Below are 19,840 nucleotides of genomic sequence, written 5' to 3'. Positions count from 1 at the left end.
GCGATCCGATCAGGCGGGGACTGCTCAGGCGGCGATCCGATCAGGGGGGGTCCCTTGAGCACCCGGCCTGATCAGCCCTCGACGCCGAGGCGCTGCAGGATGAGTTCGCGCACCCGGCCGGCGTCGGCCTGTCCGCGGGTCGCCTTCATGACGCCTCCCACGATCGCACCGACGGCCTGCACCTTGCCGCCGCGGATCTTCTCGGCGACGTCCGGCTGCGCAGCGAGCGCCCCGTCGATCGCCTCGAGGAGCGGGCCGTCGTCGGACACGACCGCGAGGCCGCGCTTCTCGACCACCTCGGCGGGTGTGCCCTCGCCGGCGAGGACGCCGTCGAGCACGTCGCGGGAGAGCTTGTCGTTGATCTTGCCGGACTCGATGAGCACGTTGAGCTCGACGATCAGCTCGGGCGTGACGCCGAGTTCGGCGGGCTCGACGTCGGCCAGCTTGGCCCGGCGGGAGATCTCGCCCATCCACCACTTACGGGCGACGGCTGCGCTCACGCCGGCGGCGATCGTGTCCTCGACGGAGGACATGACCCCTGCGTTGACGACGTCGCGGAACTCGGCGTCCGAGTAGCCCCAGTCGGCCTGGAGCCGCTTGCGGCGCTCGGCGGGCGGCTCGGGCAGTTCGGCGCGGAGCTTTTCGATCCAGGCGTCGTTCGTGACCACGGGAACGAGGTCGGGCTCGGGGAAGTAGCGGTAGTCGTCGGCGTCGGACTTGGGGCGTCCCGACGTCGTGGACCGCGTGTCCTCGTGCCAGTGCCGGGTCTCCTGGATGATGGGCGTGCCGGTGTCGAGGACGGCCGCGTGCCGCTGGATCTCGTAGCGGACGGCGTGCTCGACGGAGCGGAGCGAGTTCACGTTCTTGGTCTCGGTACGCGTCCCGAACGTCTCCTGGCCGTACGGACGCAGGGAGACGTTCGCGTCGCAGCGCACGTTGCCGCGCTCCATGCGGGCATCGGAGACACCGAGGTTCTTGACGATCTCGCGGATCGCGGCGACGTAGGCCTTCGCGAGTTCGGGGGCACGCGACCCGGCGCCCTCGATCGGCTTGGTGACGATCTCGATGAGCGGCACCCCGGCGCGGTTGTAGTCGACGAGCGAGAACTCGGCACCCTGGATACGGCCCGTCGAGCCACCCATGTGGGTTAGCTTGCCGGCGTCCTCCTCCATGTGGGCGCGCTCGATCTCGACGCGGAACACCGTGCCGTCGGCCAGCTCGATGTCGATGAAGCCGTCGTAGGCGATCGGGTCCTCGAACTGGGACGTCTGGAAGTTCTTCGGGGTGTCCGGGTAGAAGTAGTTCTTCCGCGCGAAGTAGCACTTCTCGGCGATGCTGCAGTTCAGCGCGAGGCCGATCTTGATCGCGGACTCCACGGCCACACCGTTGACCACGGGCAGCACTCCGGGCAGCCCGAGATCCACCGGCGTCACGTTGGTGTTCGGCACGTCGCCGAAGGCGTTCGGCGCGGAGGAGAACATCTTGGTCCTCGTGTTCAGCTCCACGTGGACCTCGAACCCGAGCACGGGATCGTACTTCTGCATGGCCTCCTCGAAGGAGAGGACCTCATCGGTTACAGCAGTCATGACGTACCACCTGGGATAGCAGTGATCTGCGGGGCCTTGGCCAGCAGCGGGCCGCCCCATGTCTCTTCGAGCAGCGCCTCGAGGACCGCGCCCACGCGGTAGAGGCGTGCGTCCTGGCGCGCGGGGGCGAGGAGCTGGATGCCGACCGGCAGCCCGTCCTCGTCCGCGAGCCCGCCCGGCAGGGAGAGCCCGGGGACACCCGCCATGTTCGCGGGGATGGTGGCGACGTCGTTCAGGTACATCGCCAGCGGATCGTCGAGCTTCTCCCCCAGCTTGAAGGCCGTGGTCGGGGCGGTCGGCGAGATGAGCACGTCGGCCTGCTCGAACGCGGCGGCGAAGTCACGCTGGATGAGCGTGCGGACCTTCTGCGCCGAGCCGTAGTAGGCGTCGTAGTAGCCGGCGCTCAGCGCGTAGGTGCCGAGGATGATGCGGCGCTTGACCTCGTCGCCGAAGCCGGCCGCGCGAGTGGCTCCCATGACGCGCTCAATGGTCGGGGCGCCATCGGGCACCACGCGCAGACCGAAGCGGACGCCGTCGTACTTGGCCAGGTTGCTGGAGGCCTCCGACGGCATGATCAGGTAGTAGGCGCCGAGCGCGTACCGGAAGTTGGGGCACGAGACCTCGACGATCTCGGCACCCGCGGAGCGCAGCAGCTCGAGCGACTCCGAGAACCGCGTGAGGACGCCGGCCTGGTAACCCTCGCCCTGCAGTTCCTTGATCACGCCGATCCGCATGCCTTCGACCTGGCCCATGCGGGCGGCCTCGACGAGTGCGCCGACGGGGTCGGTGAGCGACGTGGAGTCGTGGGGATCGTGGCCGCCGATGACCTCGTGCAGCAGGGCGCTGTCGAGGACGGTGCGGGACACCGGACCGATCTGGTCGAGCGAGGACGCCATCGCGATGGCCCCGTAGCGGGACACGCCGCCGTAGGTCGGCTTCACGCCGACGGTCCCGGTCACGGCGCCGGGCTGGCGGATGGAGCCGCCGGTGTCGGTGCCGAGGGCCAGGGGTGCCTCGAACGCGGCGACGGCGGCAGCGGACCCGCCGCCGGATCCGCCGGGGATACGATCCAGATCCCAGGGGTTCCGGGTGGGTCCGAACGCGGAGTGCTCGGTCGAGGAGCCCATGGCGAACTCGTCGAGGTTCGTCTTCCCGAGGATCGGCATCTTCGCCGCGCGGAGCTTCCGCACCACGGTCGCGTCGTAGGGGCTCTGCCAGCCCTCGAGGATCTTCGAGCCGGCCGTGGTCGGCTGGCCCTTCGTCACGATGAGGTCCTTGACGGCGATCGGTACACCCGCCAGCGGGTGGAGGGTGTCGCCGTCGGCCCGGGCCCTGTCGACCTCGGCGGCGACGAGCAGCGCTTCGTCCGTGTTGACGTGCAGGAAGGCGTTGATGGCGCCGTCCACGGCGTCGATGCGGTCCAGGTAGGCCTGCGTGGCCTCGACGGCGGAGACCTCCTTCGACGCGAGCTTCCGCGAGAGGGCGTCGGCGGAGAGGTGAATCAGATCGGCCATGGGTTACTCCCCGTCCAGGATCGCGGGCACCTTGAAGCGTCCGTCGGCGTTGTCGGGTGCGCCGAGCAGCGCTTCCTCGTTGGTGAGGGTCTCCCCCACCACGTCCTCGCGGAACACGTTGCTCAGCGGGATCGGGTGGCTGGTCGCGGGGACGTCGTCGCCCGCCACCTCGCTCACGGACTTGATGGACTCGACGATCACGGCGAGTTCCCCGGCCATGCGGTCGAGCTCCTCGTCGGTCATGTCGATGTGGGCGAGGCGCGCGAGGTGCGCGACGTCGTCCCGGTTGATCTCGGCCATGGATCTCCCCTGGTTGGAGGCGTGGGTTTCTGCGTCCATCCTAGTGCGGGCGCGCGCGATGGCCCGCACTGCGGGGGTGGGTGACGGCGGTGCAGCAGGATCCGCAAGGGCCAGGATTCAGAGGGCCAGGCGGAACACCCAGAGGATGATGTCCTCGTTCGGGACCACCCAGTCCCGCTCCGGCACCCGGACGAAGCCCATGGACGCGTACAGGCCGTGCGCCCGGACCATCTCGGAACCACTCGTGAGGCTCACGGCCTCGATGCCGGCCAGGGTCCGCGCGTGCTCGATGATGCGCTCGACCATGACGCGCCCCACGCCACCGCGCTGGACCGCGGGGTCGACGGCGAGCATGCGGAACTCGAGTTCACCCTCCACCGCGATGTCCGTGTACCGCTGGCCCGCGAACGTCAGCGCGACGGAGCCGATGACGGCGCCGTCGCGCTCGGCCACCCAGATCTCCGCGTGCTCGGCACGGTGCTCCACATCGGCGAGGACCGCCATGTACGGGTGCGTCTCGTCCGTGAAGTAGCCGGCCTCGAGGTAGGCGCCGCGCGTGATGCGGCGGACGTCGTCGTAGTCCTCCGGCCGGACAGGGCGGATGACGATGCCGGAACGGAGGGGGTCTTCACCGGAGGGGGCTGGAATCACCCGACCATCCTGTCACGATGCTCACCCGCGGGCCCGCTCGGGGATCCGTTCGAAGGTGAGGGTGCCGGTGTCGCTGGTCATGATCAGGGTGCCGCCGTCCACGGTGTAGCTGACGGGTGCGGAGAAGAACGAGTGCACCCAGGCATCGCGGCTCGCGGTCGGTTCCTCGCAGGCGACGGCCGCGACGGCAGCCCTCGACATGTCGACCACGATGTCGTCGTCGGTGATGACGACGGGCGCATTGATGGCAGCGCAGGGCGGGAGGATGACCGCCGTGTACTCACCGTTGAGGGTGGTGGCGCTCCACCGCACGGGTTGCTGGTCGATCCAGCCGAGCTCACCCGAGCCGTCCGTGCCGGACACCGATCGGAATTCGACGTCATCCAGGCGACGCTCGGCGGCGGACAGACATCCGGTGAGGGTCGGGGCGAGGGTTCCGCCGATCGCGAGCGACACGAGCAGGGTGGAGAGGCGGCGTCCTGTCATGGCTCATCGGAGCATGGAATCCGCCTGCGGTCGAGACCCTGCGGGCTCACGAGGGTCTGGGGACCGCCCACTGGCCTCGGGCTCATCGATGCGGGCTCGTCACATCGCCCGGCCCAGCGCAGCCAGCACCCGCGTGCGCAGCAGCTCGTACTCGCCGGCGTAGGCACGAGGCCCTCCGGGCGGCCGCACGACGACGCGGGGTTCCCCGATCACGTGCTCGGGCCCGAACTGTTCCCGGGTCAGGTCGATCTCGAGGCCGGCGGGCATCCGGTTCCAGTAGTGCACCTGGGCTGCTTGGTCAGGATGCGTGACGTCCGCGATCAGCAGGTCCCCGCCGAGGAGGTCCTGCAGCACGAGCGCCGTCGGTCCGCACTGGCCCCGCGCCGGGACGTCCGCGGTCCAGCAGGGGAGGCTGTCCCTCGCGAGACAGGTGGTGTCGGGGCCCCATGACGCACGGACGGCGCGTTCCAGCGCCGCGAGCGTGATCGGCGCGCATCCGACCGCCGCGGGTGTGGGTGGCGCGGTTTCGATCGCTGCGGTGGAGATCGGGACGGAGAGCACGACGCCGCCGGTCACCGGTCGATCCGCTCGAAGGTGAGGCTGCCCCCACCGTTGGTCAGGACGAGGACCTCACCCTCCAGCGTGTACGCCAGGGGCTCGGCGATGAAGTCCCGCACCCAGGCGTCCATCGCCGCGCGGGGCCCGTCGCACTCCACGTCGGCGATCGCCGCGCGATCCATGTCGACCTCGATGGTGTCCTCGCTGAGGGTCACCGGTGCCGTGACGGGCGCGCAGGGAGGCCCCACGACGGCGCTGTACTGGCCGTCGACGTACTCCAATTGCCAGTACACCGGATTGGCCTCGATCCACGGGAGAGGGCCGGTGCTGTCCTGACCCACCCGCGAGGCGAACACGGCGCTGTCGAACGCACGCTCCGCCGCGGGGACGCAACCCGTGATCAGGATCAGCAGCGCGACGCCGACCAGCGCCCCGCGAAGCGCAGCTGAGCTCGATCGGGGCCGAGGACCACGAGCCCGAGGGCCGCGGGCCAGACTCACGCGGGGCCTCCCCGCGCGGGGCAGACTCACGCTCCCCCGTCGACCCGGCGGTACCCCGTGCCGTCCGGGTTGCGCCGCACGAAGCCGTGGTCCACGAGGGCTCGGCGCAGCGTCGGCACGTCCCGGGTGACGGTGGCCAGCAGCCGATTGATCTCGAGTTCACCGAGATCCTCGTCCTCCGGCAGCAGCCTGACGGCAAGATGCTCCAGGAGGTCCCGGCGGTCCTGGCCCGCCCTCGGCAGACCGTCGACGCGACCCTCGCGGAAGAATCTGTCGACTCCCTTCGGCGTCGGTGCTGCGGACTGCGCGAGGACCTCGGTGAACAGGCCGCTGTTCACCGAGCCGTCAGCACTCAGCAGGCCGGCGTCCACGAGACGCTGCCGTTCCTTCGGCGTAGCGACGAGCGGCTGCCCGACGACGGCCTGCGCGTACAGGTCCCTCGACCGCTCGCTGGCGAGGGTCGAGAACACCTTCTGCCAGGACGGCGCGGTCATCGCACGCGCCCGGCGGTGACCGACGCTGCGAAGGCGGACGACCCCGCGACGGTGAGCGCGGCCAACCGCTCGGCGTCGCTCGGGCCGCCATGGAGCATGGGCGTGAGTGCGGGGCGCAGGACGACGGCGCCGGCCTCCTCGGCGATCAGGGCACCCGCTGCGAGATCGTGCTCGTTGAGGCCGCGTTCCGCATAGGCGTCGAGCGTGCCGTCGGCCACCATGCAGAGATCCAGCGCGGCGGAACCGAGCCGCCGCACGTCGCCGAACCCCTCGAGCAACCGACCCAGTTCCCCGAGCTGGTCCGCCCGGGTCGCGGGGTCGTAGGAGAAGCCCGTGCCGATGATGCGTCCGGTGCCCGCCCCGGGTCCGGGACCGGTCAGCCGCCTGACGCGTCCGTGATCGCTCAGCCACGCGCCCTGGCCGCGGGACGCCCAGTAGATCCGGGACAGCGCCGGGGCGTGCACCACGCCGGCGAGCCAAGTGCCGTCCTCGTCGGCCACGGCCACGGACGTGGCGTAGTACACGATGTTCCTGATGAAGTTCGTGGTGCCGTCCAGCGGGTCGATCGACCAGCGGGTACGGCCGCTGCCGTGCCGCCCCTCCGGCACCGTGGTGCCCAGTTCCTCACCCGTGATGATGTCGTGGGGTCGGGAGTGGTGGATGACGGCACGCACCGCGCGCTCCGCCGCGACGTCGAAGTCCGTGACCCAGTCGCTGTCCGAGCTCTTGCTCGTCGCCCCGAGCGCAGCGGCGTCGCGCCGCGTCAAAACCTGGGCTCCCGCCTCTGCGGCCTGGCGCGCGAGGTGCAGGAGTGCGCCGGGGGTCGGCGGGACGGATGGCAGGTCTGCGCTCACACGCCGTCCTCCGCTGCCGACCGGAGCGCCTCGACGCTCTCCTCGAGCTCCTCGGCGGCTTTCAGCTCCTCGTTCTCCGTCTCGGGCTGAACGTTCAGGTCCGAATCGGACGGAGTATCGGAGGGAGTGTCCGACGCCTCGGCGAAGGCCGCAGGACCGTGCGTCAGCAGCGCGATGAAGCCCTCCTCGTCGAGCACCGGCACCCCGAGCGTCTCGGCCTTCTCGAGCTTCGTCCCGGCGTTCTCCCCCGCGACCAGGTAGCTGGTGTTCTTCGAGACCGAGCCCGCCGCCTTGCCACCGCGCGTGATGATGGCTTCCTTCGCCTCGTCGCGGTTGTACTTCTCGAGCGATCCGGTGACGACGACGGTCAGGCCCTCGAGCGTGCGGGGCGTGCTCTCGTCGATCTCGTCCTCCATGCGCACGCCTGCTGCCGCCCAGCGGTCCACGATCTCGCGGTGCCAGTCCTCGGCGAACCATTCCTTCAGGGCCGCGGCGATCGTGGGGCCCACGCCGTCCACGTTCGCCAGCTCCTCCTCCGACGCGTTCCGGATCCGGTCCATGGAGCCGAACGCCGTCGCGAGCGCACGGGATGCCGTGGGGCCCACATGCCTGATGGACAGTGCCACGAGCACGCGCCAGAGCGGTTGCTGCTTCGCCTTCTCGAGCTCGGTGAACAGCTTGCGCGTGGTGGCGCTCGGTTCCGACGGCTTCTTCGCCGTGCCCTTCGAGTAGAAGTAAGGCACGAGCTCGCGGCCCGTCACCACGCCCTTGACCTTCTTGTCGCGCTCGATCCGCACGTCGGCGAGCATCTCGGGCGTCAGGTCGAAGACGTCCGCCTCGGTGGTGATCGGCGGCGCCTCCGGCTCGGCGGGGTGCGTCAGTGCTATCGCGGCCTCGTAGCCGAGAGCCTCGATGTCGAAGGCGCCGCGACCGGCGAGGTGGAAGACGCGCTCCCGCAGCTGCGAGGGGCAGGACCGGGCGTTCGGGCAGCGGATGTCCACATCGCCCTCCTTCGCCGGCTGCAGGGTGGTGCCGCAGGACGGGCACTCGGTCGGCATGACGAACTCACGGACCGGCGGGTCCTGCTGGTCACGCAGCGCCATGACGGGCCCGACGATCTCGGGGATGACGTCGCCCGCCTTCCGGAGCACCACGATGTCGCCGATCATGACGCCCTTGGCCTTGACGACCTCCTGGTTGTGCAGCGTGGCGAGCCCGACGGTGGACCCGGCGACCTTCACGGGCACCATCTGGCCGAAGGGCGTCACGCGACCGGTACGGCCCACGCTGACGATGATGTCCAGGAGCTTCGTGTTCACTTCCTCGGGCGGGTACTTGTAGGCCACGGACCAGCGCGGCACGCGGGAGGTGTGGCCGAGGGCGCGCTGCAGGGCGAAACTGTCCACCTTGACGACGATGCCGTCAATCTCGTGCAGGAGGTCGTGCCGGTGATCCCCGTAGTGCCCGATGAACTCGACCACCTCCTCCTGCGTGGACAGCACCTTGTAGTAGGGCGACGTCGGGAGCCCCCAGGACGTGAGCAGGTCGTAGGTCTCGGACTGCGTCTCGGCGGACAGGCCGGTGCGCGCGCCGATGCCGTGCACGTACATGTCGAGGGGACGCTCGGCGGTGATCGCCGGGTCCTTCTGCCGCAGCGAACCGGCTGCCGCGTTGCGGGGGTTGGCGAACGGCGCCTTGCCGGCCGCGACCATGCGCTCGTTCAGCTGGCCGAACTCCTTGGTGGGGAAGAAGACCTCGCCGCGGATCTCCACCTCCTCGGGATGGTCGGAGCCCGCGAGATTCTTCGGGATGGTCGCGATGGTGAGGACGTTGTGGGTGATGTCCTCACCCGTCACGCCGTCACCCCGGGTCGCGGCGCGGACGAGCTCCCCGTTGCGGTAGAGGAGGTTCACGGCGAGGCCGTCGATCTTCAGCTCGGTGAGCCAGGCGATGGTGGAGCCGGGCGACCGCTGCTCGACGCCCGCGGTGGCGCGGTCCAGCCACACCTTCAGCTCCTCGAGCGAGAAGACGTCCTCGAGGCTGTACATGCGCGCGAGGTGGTCCACGGGCGCGAAGGCCGCGGACACGTCACCGCCCACCTCCTGCGTGGGCGAGTCGTTGGAGGCGAGCTCGGGGTGAAGCGCCTCGAGCTCCTCCAGCCGCCGGAACAGGGCGTCGAACTCGGCGTCCGAGACCGTGGGAGCGTCCTGGCGGTAGTACGCGACGCGATGCGCGCGGATCTGTTCGGCGAGGGCCGCGTGCTCCTCCCGCACTGCCGCGTCGGGGCCCGTCGTCGTGCCGGCGTCTTCGATTCCTGTGGTCACTTTCCCATCTTGCACTACACCCCTGACACGGACCACCGCGGGCCGGCGGCGGTGCAACCCCGGGACGACGGCGGTCCGCGCCGCCCGACATTTAGTACTCCTCGTTAAAGGACAACGGCCCGCAGCCGGGGCTGCGGGCCGTTGTCCTCCAGGAGTGACTACGCCGAAGCGGTCTCCTGATCCTGCTTGTTCTTCTGGACAGTCTGGCTCACAGTGCCGAGCTCGGAGGCAATGGCGGTGAGCTTGGCGCGGTGGCCCTCCCAGTCGCTGCGGAAGCGGCCGGCATCGGGGCCTTCCCAACCCGTCGATGCGAGCTTCGTGGTGAGCTGACCGACCATCTGGTTGATCTCCTCGGACTTCTGCGTCAGGAGCGTTGCAAGTTCCTGCATCTCCTGAGGGTTGTTACCGTGCGTGATCTGGCTCATGTGTCCCCACCTTGTCGTGTTGTGCCGGCCCCGGTTCCTCCGGTACCGTTCGCCCTGCCGGTCCGTCCGGCCGAGCTACTACGTCGAACTTATGCGAGCCCCCTGGACGTGTCGATGGGGAGCTCTACCCATGACGGCGTAGCAACTGCCAGGGGTGTGTCCGGAGCATCCGAGACCTAGGACGCCCCGCCCATCGTCGTGGCAATCTGAACCTTATACGCCTTGCCCCGTCCGATGACATACCCGCGGCCCGGCAGGAAGCGGTTCCCCGTGGTCCGCCCGAGGGACGTGCTCAGGAGGGTGTCGCCGTCGATCTCGCCGGGGTTGAGCAACAACCCCCGGCGGCCCGATTTGAAGGGTCCGGCGAGGTTCCACGCACTCGACCACGTGGACGTCTCGGCCTCCCCCACCACCCACTGGTTCGCCTTGACGGCAGCCTTCACCAGGGCGGAGAGCTCCATCTCCGCCGGGGAGTCCGTGAACTCGGTGACGCCCTCGATGAAGAACGCCACGGCGTCGTCCGCCTCGGTGGTCAGGGCGAGGAGACGCGCGAGTTCCGGCTGCACGGCCGCCGGGGTGCCATACGCCTCGTCCCACACCGGCAGGGAGGCGATCGAGGATTTCCTGGCGCCGAAGTAGACCCGCCGCGTCCTCGGCGAGGACCGCTGGAGCGCCGCGGCGAGCGTGACGAGCGCCGTGGTGCGGCCTGCTCCGGGCGGGCCGCTGATCATGAAGACCCCGTGCGCCGTGAGCGCGGCGGGCTCGAGGTTGTAGTCGTCCACACCAATCACGGGGGCGCCCTCCGCACCGGCCGGGAGGACCTGCAGGTCCAGGCTCTCGGGCAGGCTGAGCACGCCGGGTGCCTGCGGTACGCCCTGGCGCACCATCGCGTCGCGGAGTTTCTCCACCTCGCGAGCCTGCAGGGCGAGGTTCGCGTTGCCACCGAAGATGGCGAGCTGGATCTCCTGACCGTCGCTCAGTCCGCGTCCCGGCGGCGAGGTGTTCGAGAGGACGTCCTTCGGCACGCCGAGCATCGCGTAGTCGTCCTTCCCCGCGAGCCGGAGGATCACGCGCCGCTGGATCGAGGCGGCGAGCGACGGCGGCAGGGCGTTGGTGCGTTCGCCGGTGACCACGACGTGCACGCCCATGGGCCTGCCGTCCGTGGCGATCTGCTGGAAGAGTTCGAAGTGGCGCACCGAGCCCTTGAACTCGTAGCTCTCGCGGAAGGTCGAGAGCCCGTCCACCATGAGGAGGATCCGCGGCTCGTCGGGACGGCCCGCGAGTTCCCGGTACTCGGTGATGGTGCCCGCGCGGACCTCGGAGAAGCGATCCGCGCGCTCGTCGATGATGCCGCGGAGGTACCGCAGCAGGCGGCCGATGCGCTCGGAGTCCTCGCCGTCGAGGATCGCACCCACGTGCGGGAGCTGGTCGAGCATCTGCAGCCCGTTGGACGCGCAGTCGATCCCGTACACCTGCACGGGCCCCCCGCGCACGGTCACCGCGGCCCCGATGGCGAGGGTGCGGAGCGCAGCGGACTTACCCGAGCCGCCCGCGCCGAGGAACGCCATGTTGCCGTCGGTGTCCGGTGAGTAGAACACCGTGGGCTGCGCCTGGTTCGCGGGGTCGTCCGCGACGCCGAGCAGCATCTTCTCGTCGGTGCGGGGGTTCGGGAGCTTCGAGAAGTCGTAGGCGGTGGCCAGTTCCGCGAGCCACGGTTTGCGGGGCGGGGTGATGCCGAGCTCGATCGCGGCCTGGGACACGTTCGCCACGATGCGCGAGATGTCGTTCGGTCCGCCGATCTCCTCCACCTCCGCCACGCCCTCGCGCTCCCAGGCGGGGCCGGAGCCGAAGTCCATCTCCACGATGTCGATCCGGGGCCGCGCCGGTGTACGCGTGGTCCAGCCGCCGGCGTACCCGGTCTGGAAACCCTGGAGACGCCCCGGCCCGGTCTTCGCGGCGCCGCGGCCCGGGATCGTCGGGCTGAAGTAGGCGGCCATCGGGTCACCGAGGATGTCCTCGGAATCGTCGGTGTCCGCCATGCGCAGTGCGATCCGCATGTTCGTGTTGGCGCGGAGGTTGTCCTTGATGACACCGGCGGGTCGCTGCGTGGCGAGGATCAGGTGCAGGCCGAGGGAGCGGCCACGTGCCGCGACGTCGACGACGCCGTCCACGAACTCCGGCACTTCGCGGGCCAGCGCCGCGAACTCGTCGACCACGATGATGAGCGACGGCGGTGTCTCGGGATCCGCCTCGCGCTCCATGGCGAGGAGGTCCTTGGCCTTCTTGCGGTTGAACAGGTGCTCGCGGAAGTGCAGTTCGGCGCGCAGGGAGGTCAGCGCCCTCCGGACGAGGTGCGGGGAGAGATCCGTGACGAGCCCCACCGTGTGGGGTAGCTGCACGCACTCGGCGAAGGCCGCGCCGCCCTTGTAGTCCACGAAGAGGAACGTGAGGCGGTCGGGGCTGTAGGCCGCGGCCATCCCCAGGACCCAGGACTGCAGGAACTCCGACTTGCCGGCACCCGTGGTGCCGCCCACCAGGGCGTGCGGCCCCTCGGTCTTGAGGTCCAGGTACATGGGCTCCACGCCCTTTGACCCAACGAGCGCACGGAGCGAACCCTGGTGCTTGCGGTTGGGCACCGCGGAGGCCGCCACGGAGTTGTTCTCGCGCCAGCGGTCCGCGACGGCGGCGGTGGCCTCCATCAGGTCATGACCCGCGAGCGTCACGTAGGACACGGCGCGCGGCAGGTCGGAATCGTCGTCGACCGGCGTGCCGACGTCCACCACCGGGGTGAGCATGCGGGCGAGCTGGCCCGCGAGCGCCTCGTCGACGCTCTCGCAGCTCACCGGCGTGGTCAGCCGCCCGTGACGCACCTGCCCCGAGACGTTCGCGGTGTCGCCGTCGACCGCGAGGAAGTCGCGGCACGCCGCGGGCAGGGCGGGGACGGACGTGGCGATCCACAGCAGGTGGACGCCGACGTCGGCCCCGAGTTCGGCGACGCGCGTGAGGCGCGCACGGTCCACGGAGGCGTCGTCCTCGACGACCACGAGCACGCTCGGGACCACGGGGGCGGGCGTCTCGAGGTCCTTGAGGTCGATCATGCCGCGCAGGCTCGGGCCGGAACGGCGGCGGGACCGGGCGGCGATGAGGTCTTCGAGCTGGGACAGGAGCGCGGCGCCCGCGGCGGGGCCGGCACCGAGGTGGTCGCCGGCGAGCGGACTGTGCACCGAGCCCACGTGCGGGAGCCACTGCAGCCAGCTCCAGCGCTCCTTCGAGGCCACGGACGTCAGCGCCGTGACGACGAACTCGGCCGGCGAGTGCAGGCCGATGGCCTGGATCACCAGACCGCGGGCGACGTCGTCCACGACGCCGCGGGGACCGGCGAGGCCCAGCGCACCGGAGAGCCGGAGGTTCGCGACGATCGGGACGTCGTCGATGGTGGTGTACTGCTCCACCGCGGTGGCGATCTCCTCCGCGTACTCAGCGAGCGTGTCATTGCTCGAGGCCTCGCGGATCTCCACGCGCGACGGCGCCGTGCCGGTGCCGAAGCGCAGCGTCAGGAACGCCGCGTGCTCGGGGCGGTGCGTCCACAGCAGCGGCCCGAGCTTGTAGATCGAGTCCACGGTGTCGGCGACGGACGGCGCCTCGGCATGCCGGACGGCGCGTTCGACGCGCTGCAGCCGGTCGAGGTCCCGCCGGAAGAACTCCATGGCGGCCGTGTACTGCTCGACGGCCTCACGGAAGGCCCGCTTCGCCGTCGAGCGCTGGTCGAAGTAGTTGGCCACGAGGATCAGGGGCATCATGAGCGCGAACAGCGCGCTGAACGGGCTCCGGGTGACCGCGAACATCACCATGCCCATGAGCAGGGGCGCGGCCATCATGATGTACGGGAAGCGCTGCGGCTGGGGGCGCTTGGGGCCGGCGGGCGGTGTCCGCGGTTTCACGTCGAAGGCGGGGACCACACGCGGGGACCGGTTGAACTCCACGAGGGGGTTGGTGGACTCACCGGCGCCCGCGCGGCCGAGGGACACCACGCTGATGGTGGTGTCACCGAGCGTCACCTCGTCGGCCGAGGTCAGGGCGGCCCTGCTGATACGCGTGCCCGCCATCATCAACCCGTTGGCGGAATTGGTGTCGATGATCTCGATGGTGTCCGAGATGTTGATCCTCGCGTGGCGCTTGGACATCATCGGATCAGCAAAACGGATGTCGGCGTTGCGGTCCCGGCCGAGGTAGCTGGCGCCGACCGGCAGCGAGAACTCCTTGCCGGCGTCGGGCCCCGCGAGCACGCGGAGCGTCGCGACCGACGGTCCGCGGTCCTGGCCGGGCAGGGAGAACTGGTCACTGACCTGCGTGATGGTCACCGTGGAACCCGGCCTCAGGCCGGACTCGAAGAGGCTGCGATCGGGGTCCAGCGTGCGCCCGCGCATACCGCCCGCCACATAGGACTCGTCGACCGTGAGTGAGAGACCGTCCGGCTGGGCAGCTCCGGAGCGGCCGGGATCGGAGGCGTAGAGCTCGCGGGCCACGTCACTGACGGTCGCGAGGCCGTCCACGGTGACGGCGAGGTCCTTCGCGGGCTCCGGCTCGCGCCTGAGGGTGAGGCGGAGTTTCATGCGTGGGCGTCAGTCGTCATCGGTGGTGTCCTTCGGATCGTGCACGGCGTCGGCCGGGTGGTCGAGGAGATGGAGGTCCTCGGGCGTGACGAGATGGGAGGTGATCGCGTGCTCCACGAGGCGCGCGCGGCGATTGGTGGCCAGCTTGCCGCCACCGGCCCGCAGACCGGCGACGCCCACGCGGTCCAGCTTGTCGCACACGTTGTCGAGTTTCCGGTTGAACCGCGTGAGCGCCCACCCGAGGCGTCGGGCGGCCTCCGCGGAGGACGGGATGGAGCTGAAGCCGGTTCCCTCGCGGCGGAGCATGGGCTCGGCCAGCGCGACGATCAGCGCCTTCTGGGCATCCGTGAAGCGGACGGGGCCGATGGTCGTCTCGCCCGTCGCATCACCACCGCGGCTGTCATGCCGGAAGGCGGGCGTCTTCAGGTGGACGTCGAACTCGTAGGTGGTGGGGCCGGCCGTGAACACCACACGCGTCTGCCCGAACACCAGGGGGATCCTGGCGCCGGGCGACACCCAGGCCTGCATGCCTCCGCTGACGTCGGCCACGGTGGCGGAGATGATGGACCCCACGTTGCTGAGCCACCAGATGCCGTTCTGGCGCTCGATCTGCAGGAACTTCCGGTGCAGGTACGGGTTGTCGTCGATCTCGAGATCGCCCTCGCGGCCGATGTCGAAGACGCGGTCCTCGGCGGGCTCGTGCCATTCCCCGCAGAAATCCAGTGCTAGTTCCCCCATGACGCCTTTCTACCCCGAGTAGCAGCTGGTGAGGGGCTCCGACGCGGACCCGTTGCTGCGGACGAGCTGGACCTCGATGCACGTCTCCCCGGAGGGGTTCGCCTGCACATCGGCGGTGAGCCGCACGGTGCGCACCCACTCCCCCGTCTGCTGCACCGTCGCCGTACGAAAGCGGTAGAGATCGCCCTCGCGCGGGTCAGGATTGGTCCAGGAGAACGTGACGACGCTGCCGTCGGGCACTCCGGTGATCCCCTCGGGCGCGGGGACGTTGCCCTCGAGTCCCGCCGTCGGGTCCGACGGCGGCTGCGTGAGCCCCGGCGGCGGGGCCGCTTCGTCCTCGCCCCCACCGAGCGCCACGGCGGTGACGCCGCCTGCGACGGCGAGCGCGATCAGGGCGCCGACCCCGATCAGGAGCGGCAGACGACGTCGGCCGGGCTGGGTGGTGTCCGCCGCCGTCGCGCCCGCGCTGGTACCCGAGGTGATCCCGGCGGGCCGGTGCATGGTGGTGTCGAGACGCAGCGAGTCCTCGGGCGCCGCCGCTCCGCGCAGGACGGTGCGCTCGGACCACCCTCCGTCCTGGCTCTCCTGCGTCACGGGTGCGGGCGGGGGCGCAGGCACGCCGCCGGATCTCGATGAGGTGACCTCCGGGGTCGGCGCGGGCGACGGGTGCGCCGTCTGCTGCGGCTCCGCCGGGGGCGGACCCGCATGCGGGGAGGTGGTGCGGAAGGACGACGGGTGGGGGAAGGTGGGCCCGAAGGTCGTGGACTCCGGATCGATCGAGACGACGCGGCGCACGCGCGTCTCCTCGGCGCCGTCGTCCTCCCCCTGGACGTGCTGGGGCGCGTCGTCGAGCACCTCGAAGGGCGTCACGGAGTAGCCGAGCTCCGTCTGGATGCGCTGCAGGGTGAGGGCGAAGGAGTACGCGGACTCGAACCGCGAGCCGGGCTGCTTGGACATGGCCGTCGCCATGGCGAGCTCCAGCGAATCCGGGACGTCCTCACGGCCGGTCCGCTGCAGCGCCATGGAGCCGATACGGTCCATGAGGGCCGCCTGCGAGTTGTCCATGCCGGGGAACACGAACGGCGAGCGCCCGGCGAGCAGCGTGTAGACGGTGGCGCCGAGCGCCCAGACGTCCACCTTGACGCCGTCGATCCCTCCGCCGTGGAACGCCTCGGGCGGCGACCACGGGATGGACATGCCCTGGTCCTCGTCGCCCTGCGTGGACTCCATGGTGCCGGAGATGCCGAAGTCGGTCAGGGCGGGCCTGTTGTAGTCCGTGACGAGGATGTTGGCGGGTTTGATGTCGCGGTGCGCGATTCCCGCGCGGTGGGCCGACTCGACGGCGGACGCCACCTGGATGCCGATGGTCAGGGTCTCCGCGACCGAGAGGCGTGCGCGCCGGTACCGGATGTCCAGGCTGGGACGCGAGCAGTACTCCATCGCGAGGTAGGAGTGGCCCTCGGCCGTGGTGTCGGCCTCGTAGATCGTCACGATGTACGGGTGCGAGGACAGCTGCGCCATCAGGTTCGCCTCGGACTCGAAGGCCCGGCGCGCACCCTCGGTCTTGAGGTCCGAGATGAGCACCTTCACGGCGACCTGCCTGCGCGGCCTGTCCTGCTCGTACAGGTAGACGTCCGCGAAGCCGCCCGAACCGAGCAGGCTGACGTAGCGGTACCCCGGGATGGACGGCGGCGGGGCTGCGGCCCGCTTCGTGGTCACGGGAGGTCCTCGAAGCGCAGGGACACGTCGTCGCCGAGCTGCGCGATGTCGCCGTCGAGCAGGAACGCAGTCTCCCCCTGGCCCAGGCGACGCGGCGGCTGCCCCTCGCGGATGAGGACGGTCCCGTTGGTCGCCTTGAGATCGCACAGGAGCACGTGCCAGCCGTCCAGCCGCACCTCGACGTGCGACCGCGAGATGTCCCCCGTCTCGGACTGGACCTGCACGAGCTTCGGCATCTCCTTGCCCTGGACGCGCGAGACCGACGGCTGGCGGCCCACGATCAGGGAGCGGTCGAGCTGGATGACCTCGCCCGTGGAGATGCGCATGAGGCCGAGGCTCGGCCGGCGGACCTGCTGCGTCTCGGCGCTGACCGCGCCGCCGCAGACCGTGCAGACGGAGATGGTGGGCGCGTTCGCGTGCCCGGCGACGCACAACCGCGCAAGGACCAGCGGACCGGTCCCGGCGGGTCGATCCGAGGCTCCCCGCACCGTGGCGGGCGCGGCGTCGGCTGCCGCGGGTGCGGCGCCTCCGGTCCCGGTTCTGCTCGGCGCACCCGGCGCCGTTTCGGGCGCAGCGGCGCCGCCCCGGCCGAGTTCGCTGCGCATCACGGTGTGGCCGTCGTGGTCGCCCTCGTCGGCGCCTCCGGTTCCCCGCTCGGCGGATTCCGTGCCGCCCGTGCTGCTCGGACCGGCACCTCGCCCCGCTCCGGAGGGACCGGTGGCAGGGACGTCCGATGGCGCTGCGGGAGCGGGCCGCGGCGTGGCCCAGGGCACCGAGTCGATGAGGATCGTGGCCGGTGCAGCGCCGACGGCGGGCTCCTCTGCCACGGGGCGGCCGCCGCTCGGGGCATCGTCCGCGGCGTCGGCGCCGTCCGGGCTCCCCGCAGCGGCACGTCGGCCGAGCGTGGGCTGGTCGTCGGCGTCCGACGCCTCGGATGCTGTGCCCGCCGCTGACGAGGACGCGCCGTGTCCGTCGGCGTCACCCTCGGACTCGCGTACTGCGGCGTCCTCGACGCGGCGTGCCACGGTCTGGTCCCACAGGTGGTCGTAGCCGAGCCCGGAGGTGCCCTGCTCCTCGATGGCATGGGCGGAGGACACGGGCGATGTGCTCGAGTCCGCGGGAGCCGCCGGGCGGTCGACCTTGGCGGAGGTGCCGGAGGGCTCGGCGGTCCTGCTGGTGGGATCGGACGCCGGCACCGTGCCGGGTGCGGTTGCAGTGCTCGTCGCGCGGCCTGCCGACCCGCGCGTCGACGCGCTGCCCGGGTCCGTGTCGGGACCCGTGCCGGTGAGGGGGGTGAGCGGCTCGGCGTCGGAGACCACGCCGGGGTCGGCGATGTCGGACGGCACGCTCGTGAGGAACACACCGGGATTGATGGTCGCGGAGTCGTCGCCGTCGAGGTCGCTGTCGGGAGCGACCGTGGCAGGCGCGGAGGGTGTCGCAGATCCGAGTGACGCGGAGGCCACCGCGGACCGGGTTCTCGCGGTGGCTGCCGCGGTGTCGCGCGCAATGGCCGATCGGGCACCCGACGCCGGCGCGGGGTCCGACGAGGCTGCCGCGTCGTCGGCCTGCAGCGACACGGTCAGCGAGCCGGCCAGGACCACGCCGGCGACCAGCGGGTACGCCGGCATCGCAGACCCGTCGGCTCGTACAGCTCCGGCGGCTTTCGCAGCTCCGACGGCGAGCGTGAACCCCGAGACGTCACCCGGCTCCATCACGTGTTCCGTCCAGGTGGTGACGCGTGCCCCGGAGACGGTGGAGGTCGCCGCGCCGGAGCCGCCCAGGTGCCTGGTGGTGAGGGTCACGGGCCCACGCAGAATGGCTTGCAGTCCGTGGGTGGTCGAGACGAGCGCGAACGACGGCATGGCTGCCAGCCCGGCTCCGAAGCCCCCGGTCACGAGCGGCAGCAGCGTCGCGACGCCGCCGTCGTCCCCCAATGCACGCCACACCTCCTCCACCACCTCCGTCGGCGTGCCTTCCGGGAGCGCCGCCACGAGATCGCCCCTCACCATCAGGGTCCAGACGCCTGGCGTGTACGTGCGCGTCGGTGCTGCAGTATCCGTCACCGCGGCTCCTCCTCGCTCGTGATGGGCGTGCCCTCGAGTGAGCGCCCGTCAGCATGACCGGCACCCGGGGCGTCGGAGGCCGAGCCGACCGCATCCGAGTCCGCGAGTGTCGGGACATCGGCGTCCGTCACCGACGCATGGGCACCCGCAGGACGGGCGATCGTTTCCTGCACCGGCTGGCTGCCGTTGGTGACGGCGTGCCCGACGTCGGCCGCGAAGGTGCCGCCGCGCGGGGCGGTGGTCTGCATCTCCGACTCGTCACCCACGCCGGTGGCGTCCACGACGATCACCGTGACGTTGTCCCGCGCGCCGGAGCGGAGCGTCGCCTCGACAAACTCCTCGCAGGCCTGCTGCGGGTCCCTCACCGTGCTCATCACGGCGTAGATGCCGTCGTCATCCACCTCGCCGCTCAGGCCGTCCGAGCACACGAGAATGCGGTCACCCTCCTCGACGGGCATGAGCCAGAAGTCCGCCTCGGTGTCATCACCCGTGCCGAGGGCGCGGGTCACCACGTGGCGGCGTGGATGCGTACGGGCCTCCAGCGCGGAGATGGTCCCCGTGTCCACGAGTTCCTGGACCTCCGAGTGGTCCACCGAGATCTGCCCGAACTGGCCCTGGCTGAGGCGGTACGTGCGCGAATCGCCCACGTTGAAGAACAGCCAGTACGGCATGCCGGCTTCCTGGACGAGCACCACACCGCTGACCGTGGTCCCCGCCTGGCCACCGGTCTGCCGGCGGATCTCGAGGTCGGCGTCCTCGATGAGCTCCTCGAGGTCGCTCGCGGAGAAGACGGGCAGGTGACGGCCGATGATCGCGCTGTCCCCGAGCGTGCGGACGCAGATGCCGCTGGCGATCTCCCCCGCCTCGTGCCCGCCCATGCCGTCCGCCACCGCGAAGATGGGCTCGGAGGCGATCAGCGAGTCCTCGTTGAGCTCACGCCGGAGGCCGCGGTCCGTGGCGAAGCCGTAGCTCAGGCGCAGATCCTTCGGCGGCGGTGCCGGCATGATGCCGCGTT

16 protein-coding genes are annotated in these 19,840 nt (G+C 70.8%); all 16 read right to left on the bottom strand.

Going from position 1 to position 19,840, the window contains the following annotated elements; genetic code table 11:
* Positions 1–71 precede the first annotated feature (71 nt).
* Positions 72–1,586, bottom strand: a complete 1,515-nt coding sequence (gene gatB / locus AC4D16_RS11395) for an Asp-tRNA(Asn)/Glu-tRNA(Gln) amidotransferase subunit GatB (RefSeq protein WP_490955075.1) — start codon at positions 1,584–1,586, stop codon at positions 72–74.
* The gene (gene gatA, locus AC4D16_RS11390) at positions 1,583–3,100 is read right to left on the bottom strand and encodes an Asp-tRNA(Asn)/Glu-tRNA(Gln) amidotransferase subunit GatA (protein ID WP_490950676.1); all 1,518 of its coding nucleotides are present in this window, start codon (positions 3,098–3,100) and stop codon (positions 1,583–1,585) included. The genes gatB and gatA overlap by 4 nt, the downstream gene beginning before the upstream one ends.
* A 3-nt stretch (positions 3,101–3,103) precedes the next feature.
* Complete coding sequence (gatC, locus tag AC4D16_RS11385) at positions 3,104–3,400, bottom strand: Asp-tRNA(Asn)/Glu-tRNA(Gln) amidotransferase subunit GatC (protein ID WP_490950675.1); 297 nt, start codon at positions 3,398–3,400, stop codon at positions 3,104–3,106.
* Positions 3,401–3,517: 117 nt separating this feature from the next.
* On the bottom strand, positions 3,518–4,048 hold the full coding sequence (locus AC4D16_RS11380; protein WP_490950820.1) for a GNAT family N-acetyltransferase: 531 nt from the start codon (positions 4,046–4,048) through the stop codon (positions 3,518–3,520).
* Between the two features lie 24 nt (positions 4,049–4,072).
* Complete coding sequence (locus tag AC4D16_RS11375) at positions 4,073–4,537, bottom strand: hypothetical protein (protein WP_490955074.1); 465 nt, start codon at positions 4,535–4,537, stop codon at positions 4,073–4,075.
* Between the two features lie 99 nt (positions 4,538–4,636).
* Entirely contained in the window at positions 4,637–5,113 is a 477-nt protein-coding gene (locus AC4D16_RS11370; RefSeq protein WP_490955073.1) for a YunG family protein, read from the bottom strand.
* Entirely contained in the window at positions 5,110–5,595 is a 486-nt protein-coding gene (locus tag AC4D16_RS11365) for an META domain-containing protein (RefSeq protein ID WP_490955072.1), read from the bottom strand. The genes AC4D16_RS11370 and AC4D16_RS11365 overlap by 4 nt, the downstream gene beginning before the upstream one ends.
* Before the next feature lie 26 nt (positions 5,596–5,621).
* Entirely contained in the window at positions 5,622–6,089 is a 468-nt protein-coding gene (locus AC4D16_RS11360; RefSeq protein ID WP_490955071.1) for a DUF2087 domain-containing protein, read from the bottom strand.
* On the bottom strand, positions 6,086–6,943 hold the full coding sequence (locus tag AC4D16_RS11355) for an inositol monophosphatase family protein (RefSeq protein ID WP_490955070.1): 858 nt from the start codon (positions 6,941–6,943) through the stop codon (positions 6,086–6,088). Before AC4D16_RS11355 ends, AC4D16_RS11360 begins: the two co-directional genes overlap by 4 nt.
* Positions 6,940–9,267: an NAD-dependent DNA ligase LigA gene (gene ligA / locus AC4D16_RS11350; RefSeq protein WP_490955069.1), complete on the bottom strand. Its 2,328-nt coding sequence runs from the start codon at positions 9,265–9,267 to the stop codon at positions 6,940–6,942. The genes AC4D16_RS11355 and ligA overlap by 4 nt, the downstream gene beginning before the upstream one ends.
* A gap of 158 nt (positions 9,268–9,425) precedes the next feature.
* On the bottom strand, positions 9,426–9,692 hold the full coding sequence (locus AC4D16_RS11345; protein ID WP_490950668.1) for a WXG100 family type VII secretion target: 267 nt from the start codon (positions 9,690–9,692) through the stop codon (positions 9,426–9,428).
* Between the two features lie 176 nt (positions 9,693–9,868).
* The gene (locus AC4D16_RS11340) at positions 9,869–14,305 is read right to left on the bottom strand and encodes a type VII secretion EssC family protein (RefSeq protein ID WP_490955068.1); all 4,437 of its coding nucleotides are present in this window, start codon (positions 14,303–14,305) and stop codon (positions 9,869–9,871) included.
* 9 nt (positions 14,306–14,314) lie between these two features.
* Complete coding sequence (locus tag AC4D16_RS11335) at positions 14,315–15,043, bottom strand: hypothetical protein (RefSeq protein ID WP_490950666.1); 729 nt, start codon at positions 15,041–15,043, stop codon at positions 14,315–14,317.
* Positions 15,044–15,052: 9 nt separating this feature from the next.
* Positions 15,053–16,762, bottom strand: coding sequence for a serine/threonine-protein kinase (locus AC4D16_RS11330; protein WP_490955067.1), 1,710 nt, complete (start codon positions 16,760–16,762; stop codon positions 15,053–15,055).
* Positions 16,759–18,825: an FHA domain-containing protein gene (locus tag AC4D16_RS11325; RefSeq protein WP_490955066.1), complete on the bottom strand. Its 2,067-nt coding sequence runs from the start codon at positions 18,823–18,825 to the stop codon at positions 16,759–16,761. Before AC4D16_RS11325 ends, AC4D16_RS11330 begins: the two co-directional genes overlap by 4 nt.
* On the bottom strand, positions 18,822–19,829 hold the full coding sequence (locus AC4D16_RS11320; protein ID WP_490955195.1) for a PP2C family protein-serine/threonine phosphatase: 1,008 nt from the start codon (positions 19,827–19,829) through the stop codon (positions 18,822–18,824). Before AC4D16_RS11320 ends, AC4D16_RS11325 begins: the two co-directional genes overlap by 4 nt.
* Positions 19,830–19,840: the final 11 nt, after the last annotated feature.

The sequence above is a fragment of the Arthrobacter sp. TJ-236 genome, from assembly GCF_058269235.1.
Note: the sequence above shows the minus strand (reverse complement) of the source record. Positions and strands in the feature narration are given on the sequence as shown.

Coding starts and splice junctions, on each gene's coding strand:
- AC4D16_RS11335 (WP_490950666.1), bottom strand. CDS start 15,043: ATGGGGGAACTAGCACTGGATTTCTGCGGGGAATGGCACGAGCCCGCC.
- gatB (WP_490955075.1), bottom strand. CDS start 1,586: ATGACTGCTGTAACCGATGAGGTCCTCTCCTTCGAGGAGGCCATGCAG.
- AC4D16_RS11345 (WP_490950668.1), bottom strand. CDS start 9,692: ATGAGCCAGATCACGCACGGTAACAACCCTCAGGAGATGCAGGAACTT.
- gatA (WP_490950676.1), bottom strand. CDS start 3,100: ATGGCCGATCTGATTCACCTCTCCGCCGACGCCCTCTCGCGGAAGCTC.
- AC4D16_RS11320 (WP_490955195.1), bottom strand. CDS start 19,829: ATGCCGGCACCGCCGCCGAAGGATCTGCGCCTGAGCTACGGCTTCGCC.
- AC4D16_RS11360 (WP_490955071.1), bottom strand. CDS start 6,089: ATGACCGCGCCGTCCTGGCAGAAGGTGTTCTCGACCCTCGCCAGCGAG.
- gatC (WP_490950675.1), bottom strand. CDS start 3,400: ATGGCCGAGATCAACCGGGACGACGTCGCGCACCTCGCGCGCCTCGCC.
- AC4D16_RS11340 (WP_490955068.1), bottom strand. CDS start 14,305: ATGAAACTCCGCCTCACCCTCAGGCGCGAGCCGGAGCCCGCGAAGGAC.
- AC4D16_RS11375 (WP_490955074.1), bottom strand. CDS start 4,537: ATGACAGGACGCCGCCTCTCCACCCTGCTCGTGTCGCTCGCGATCGGC.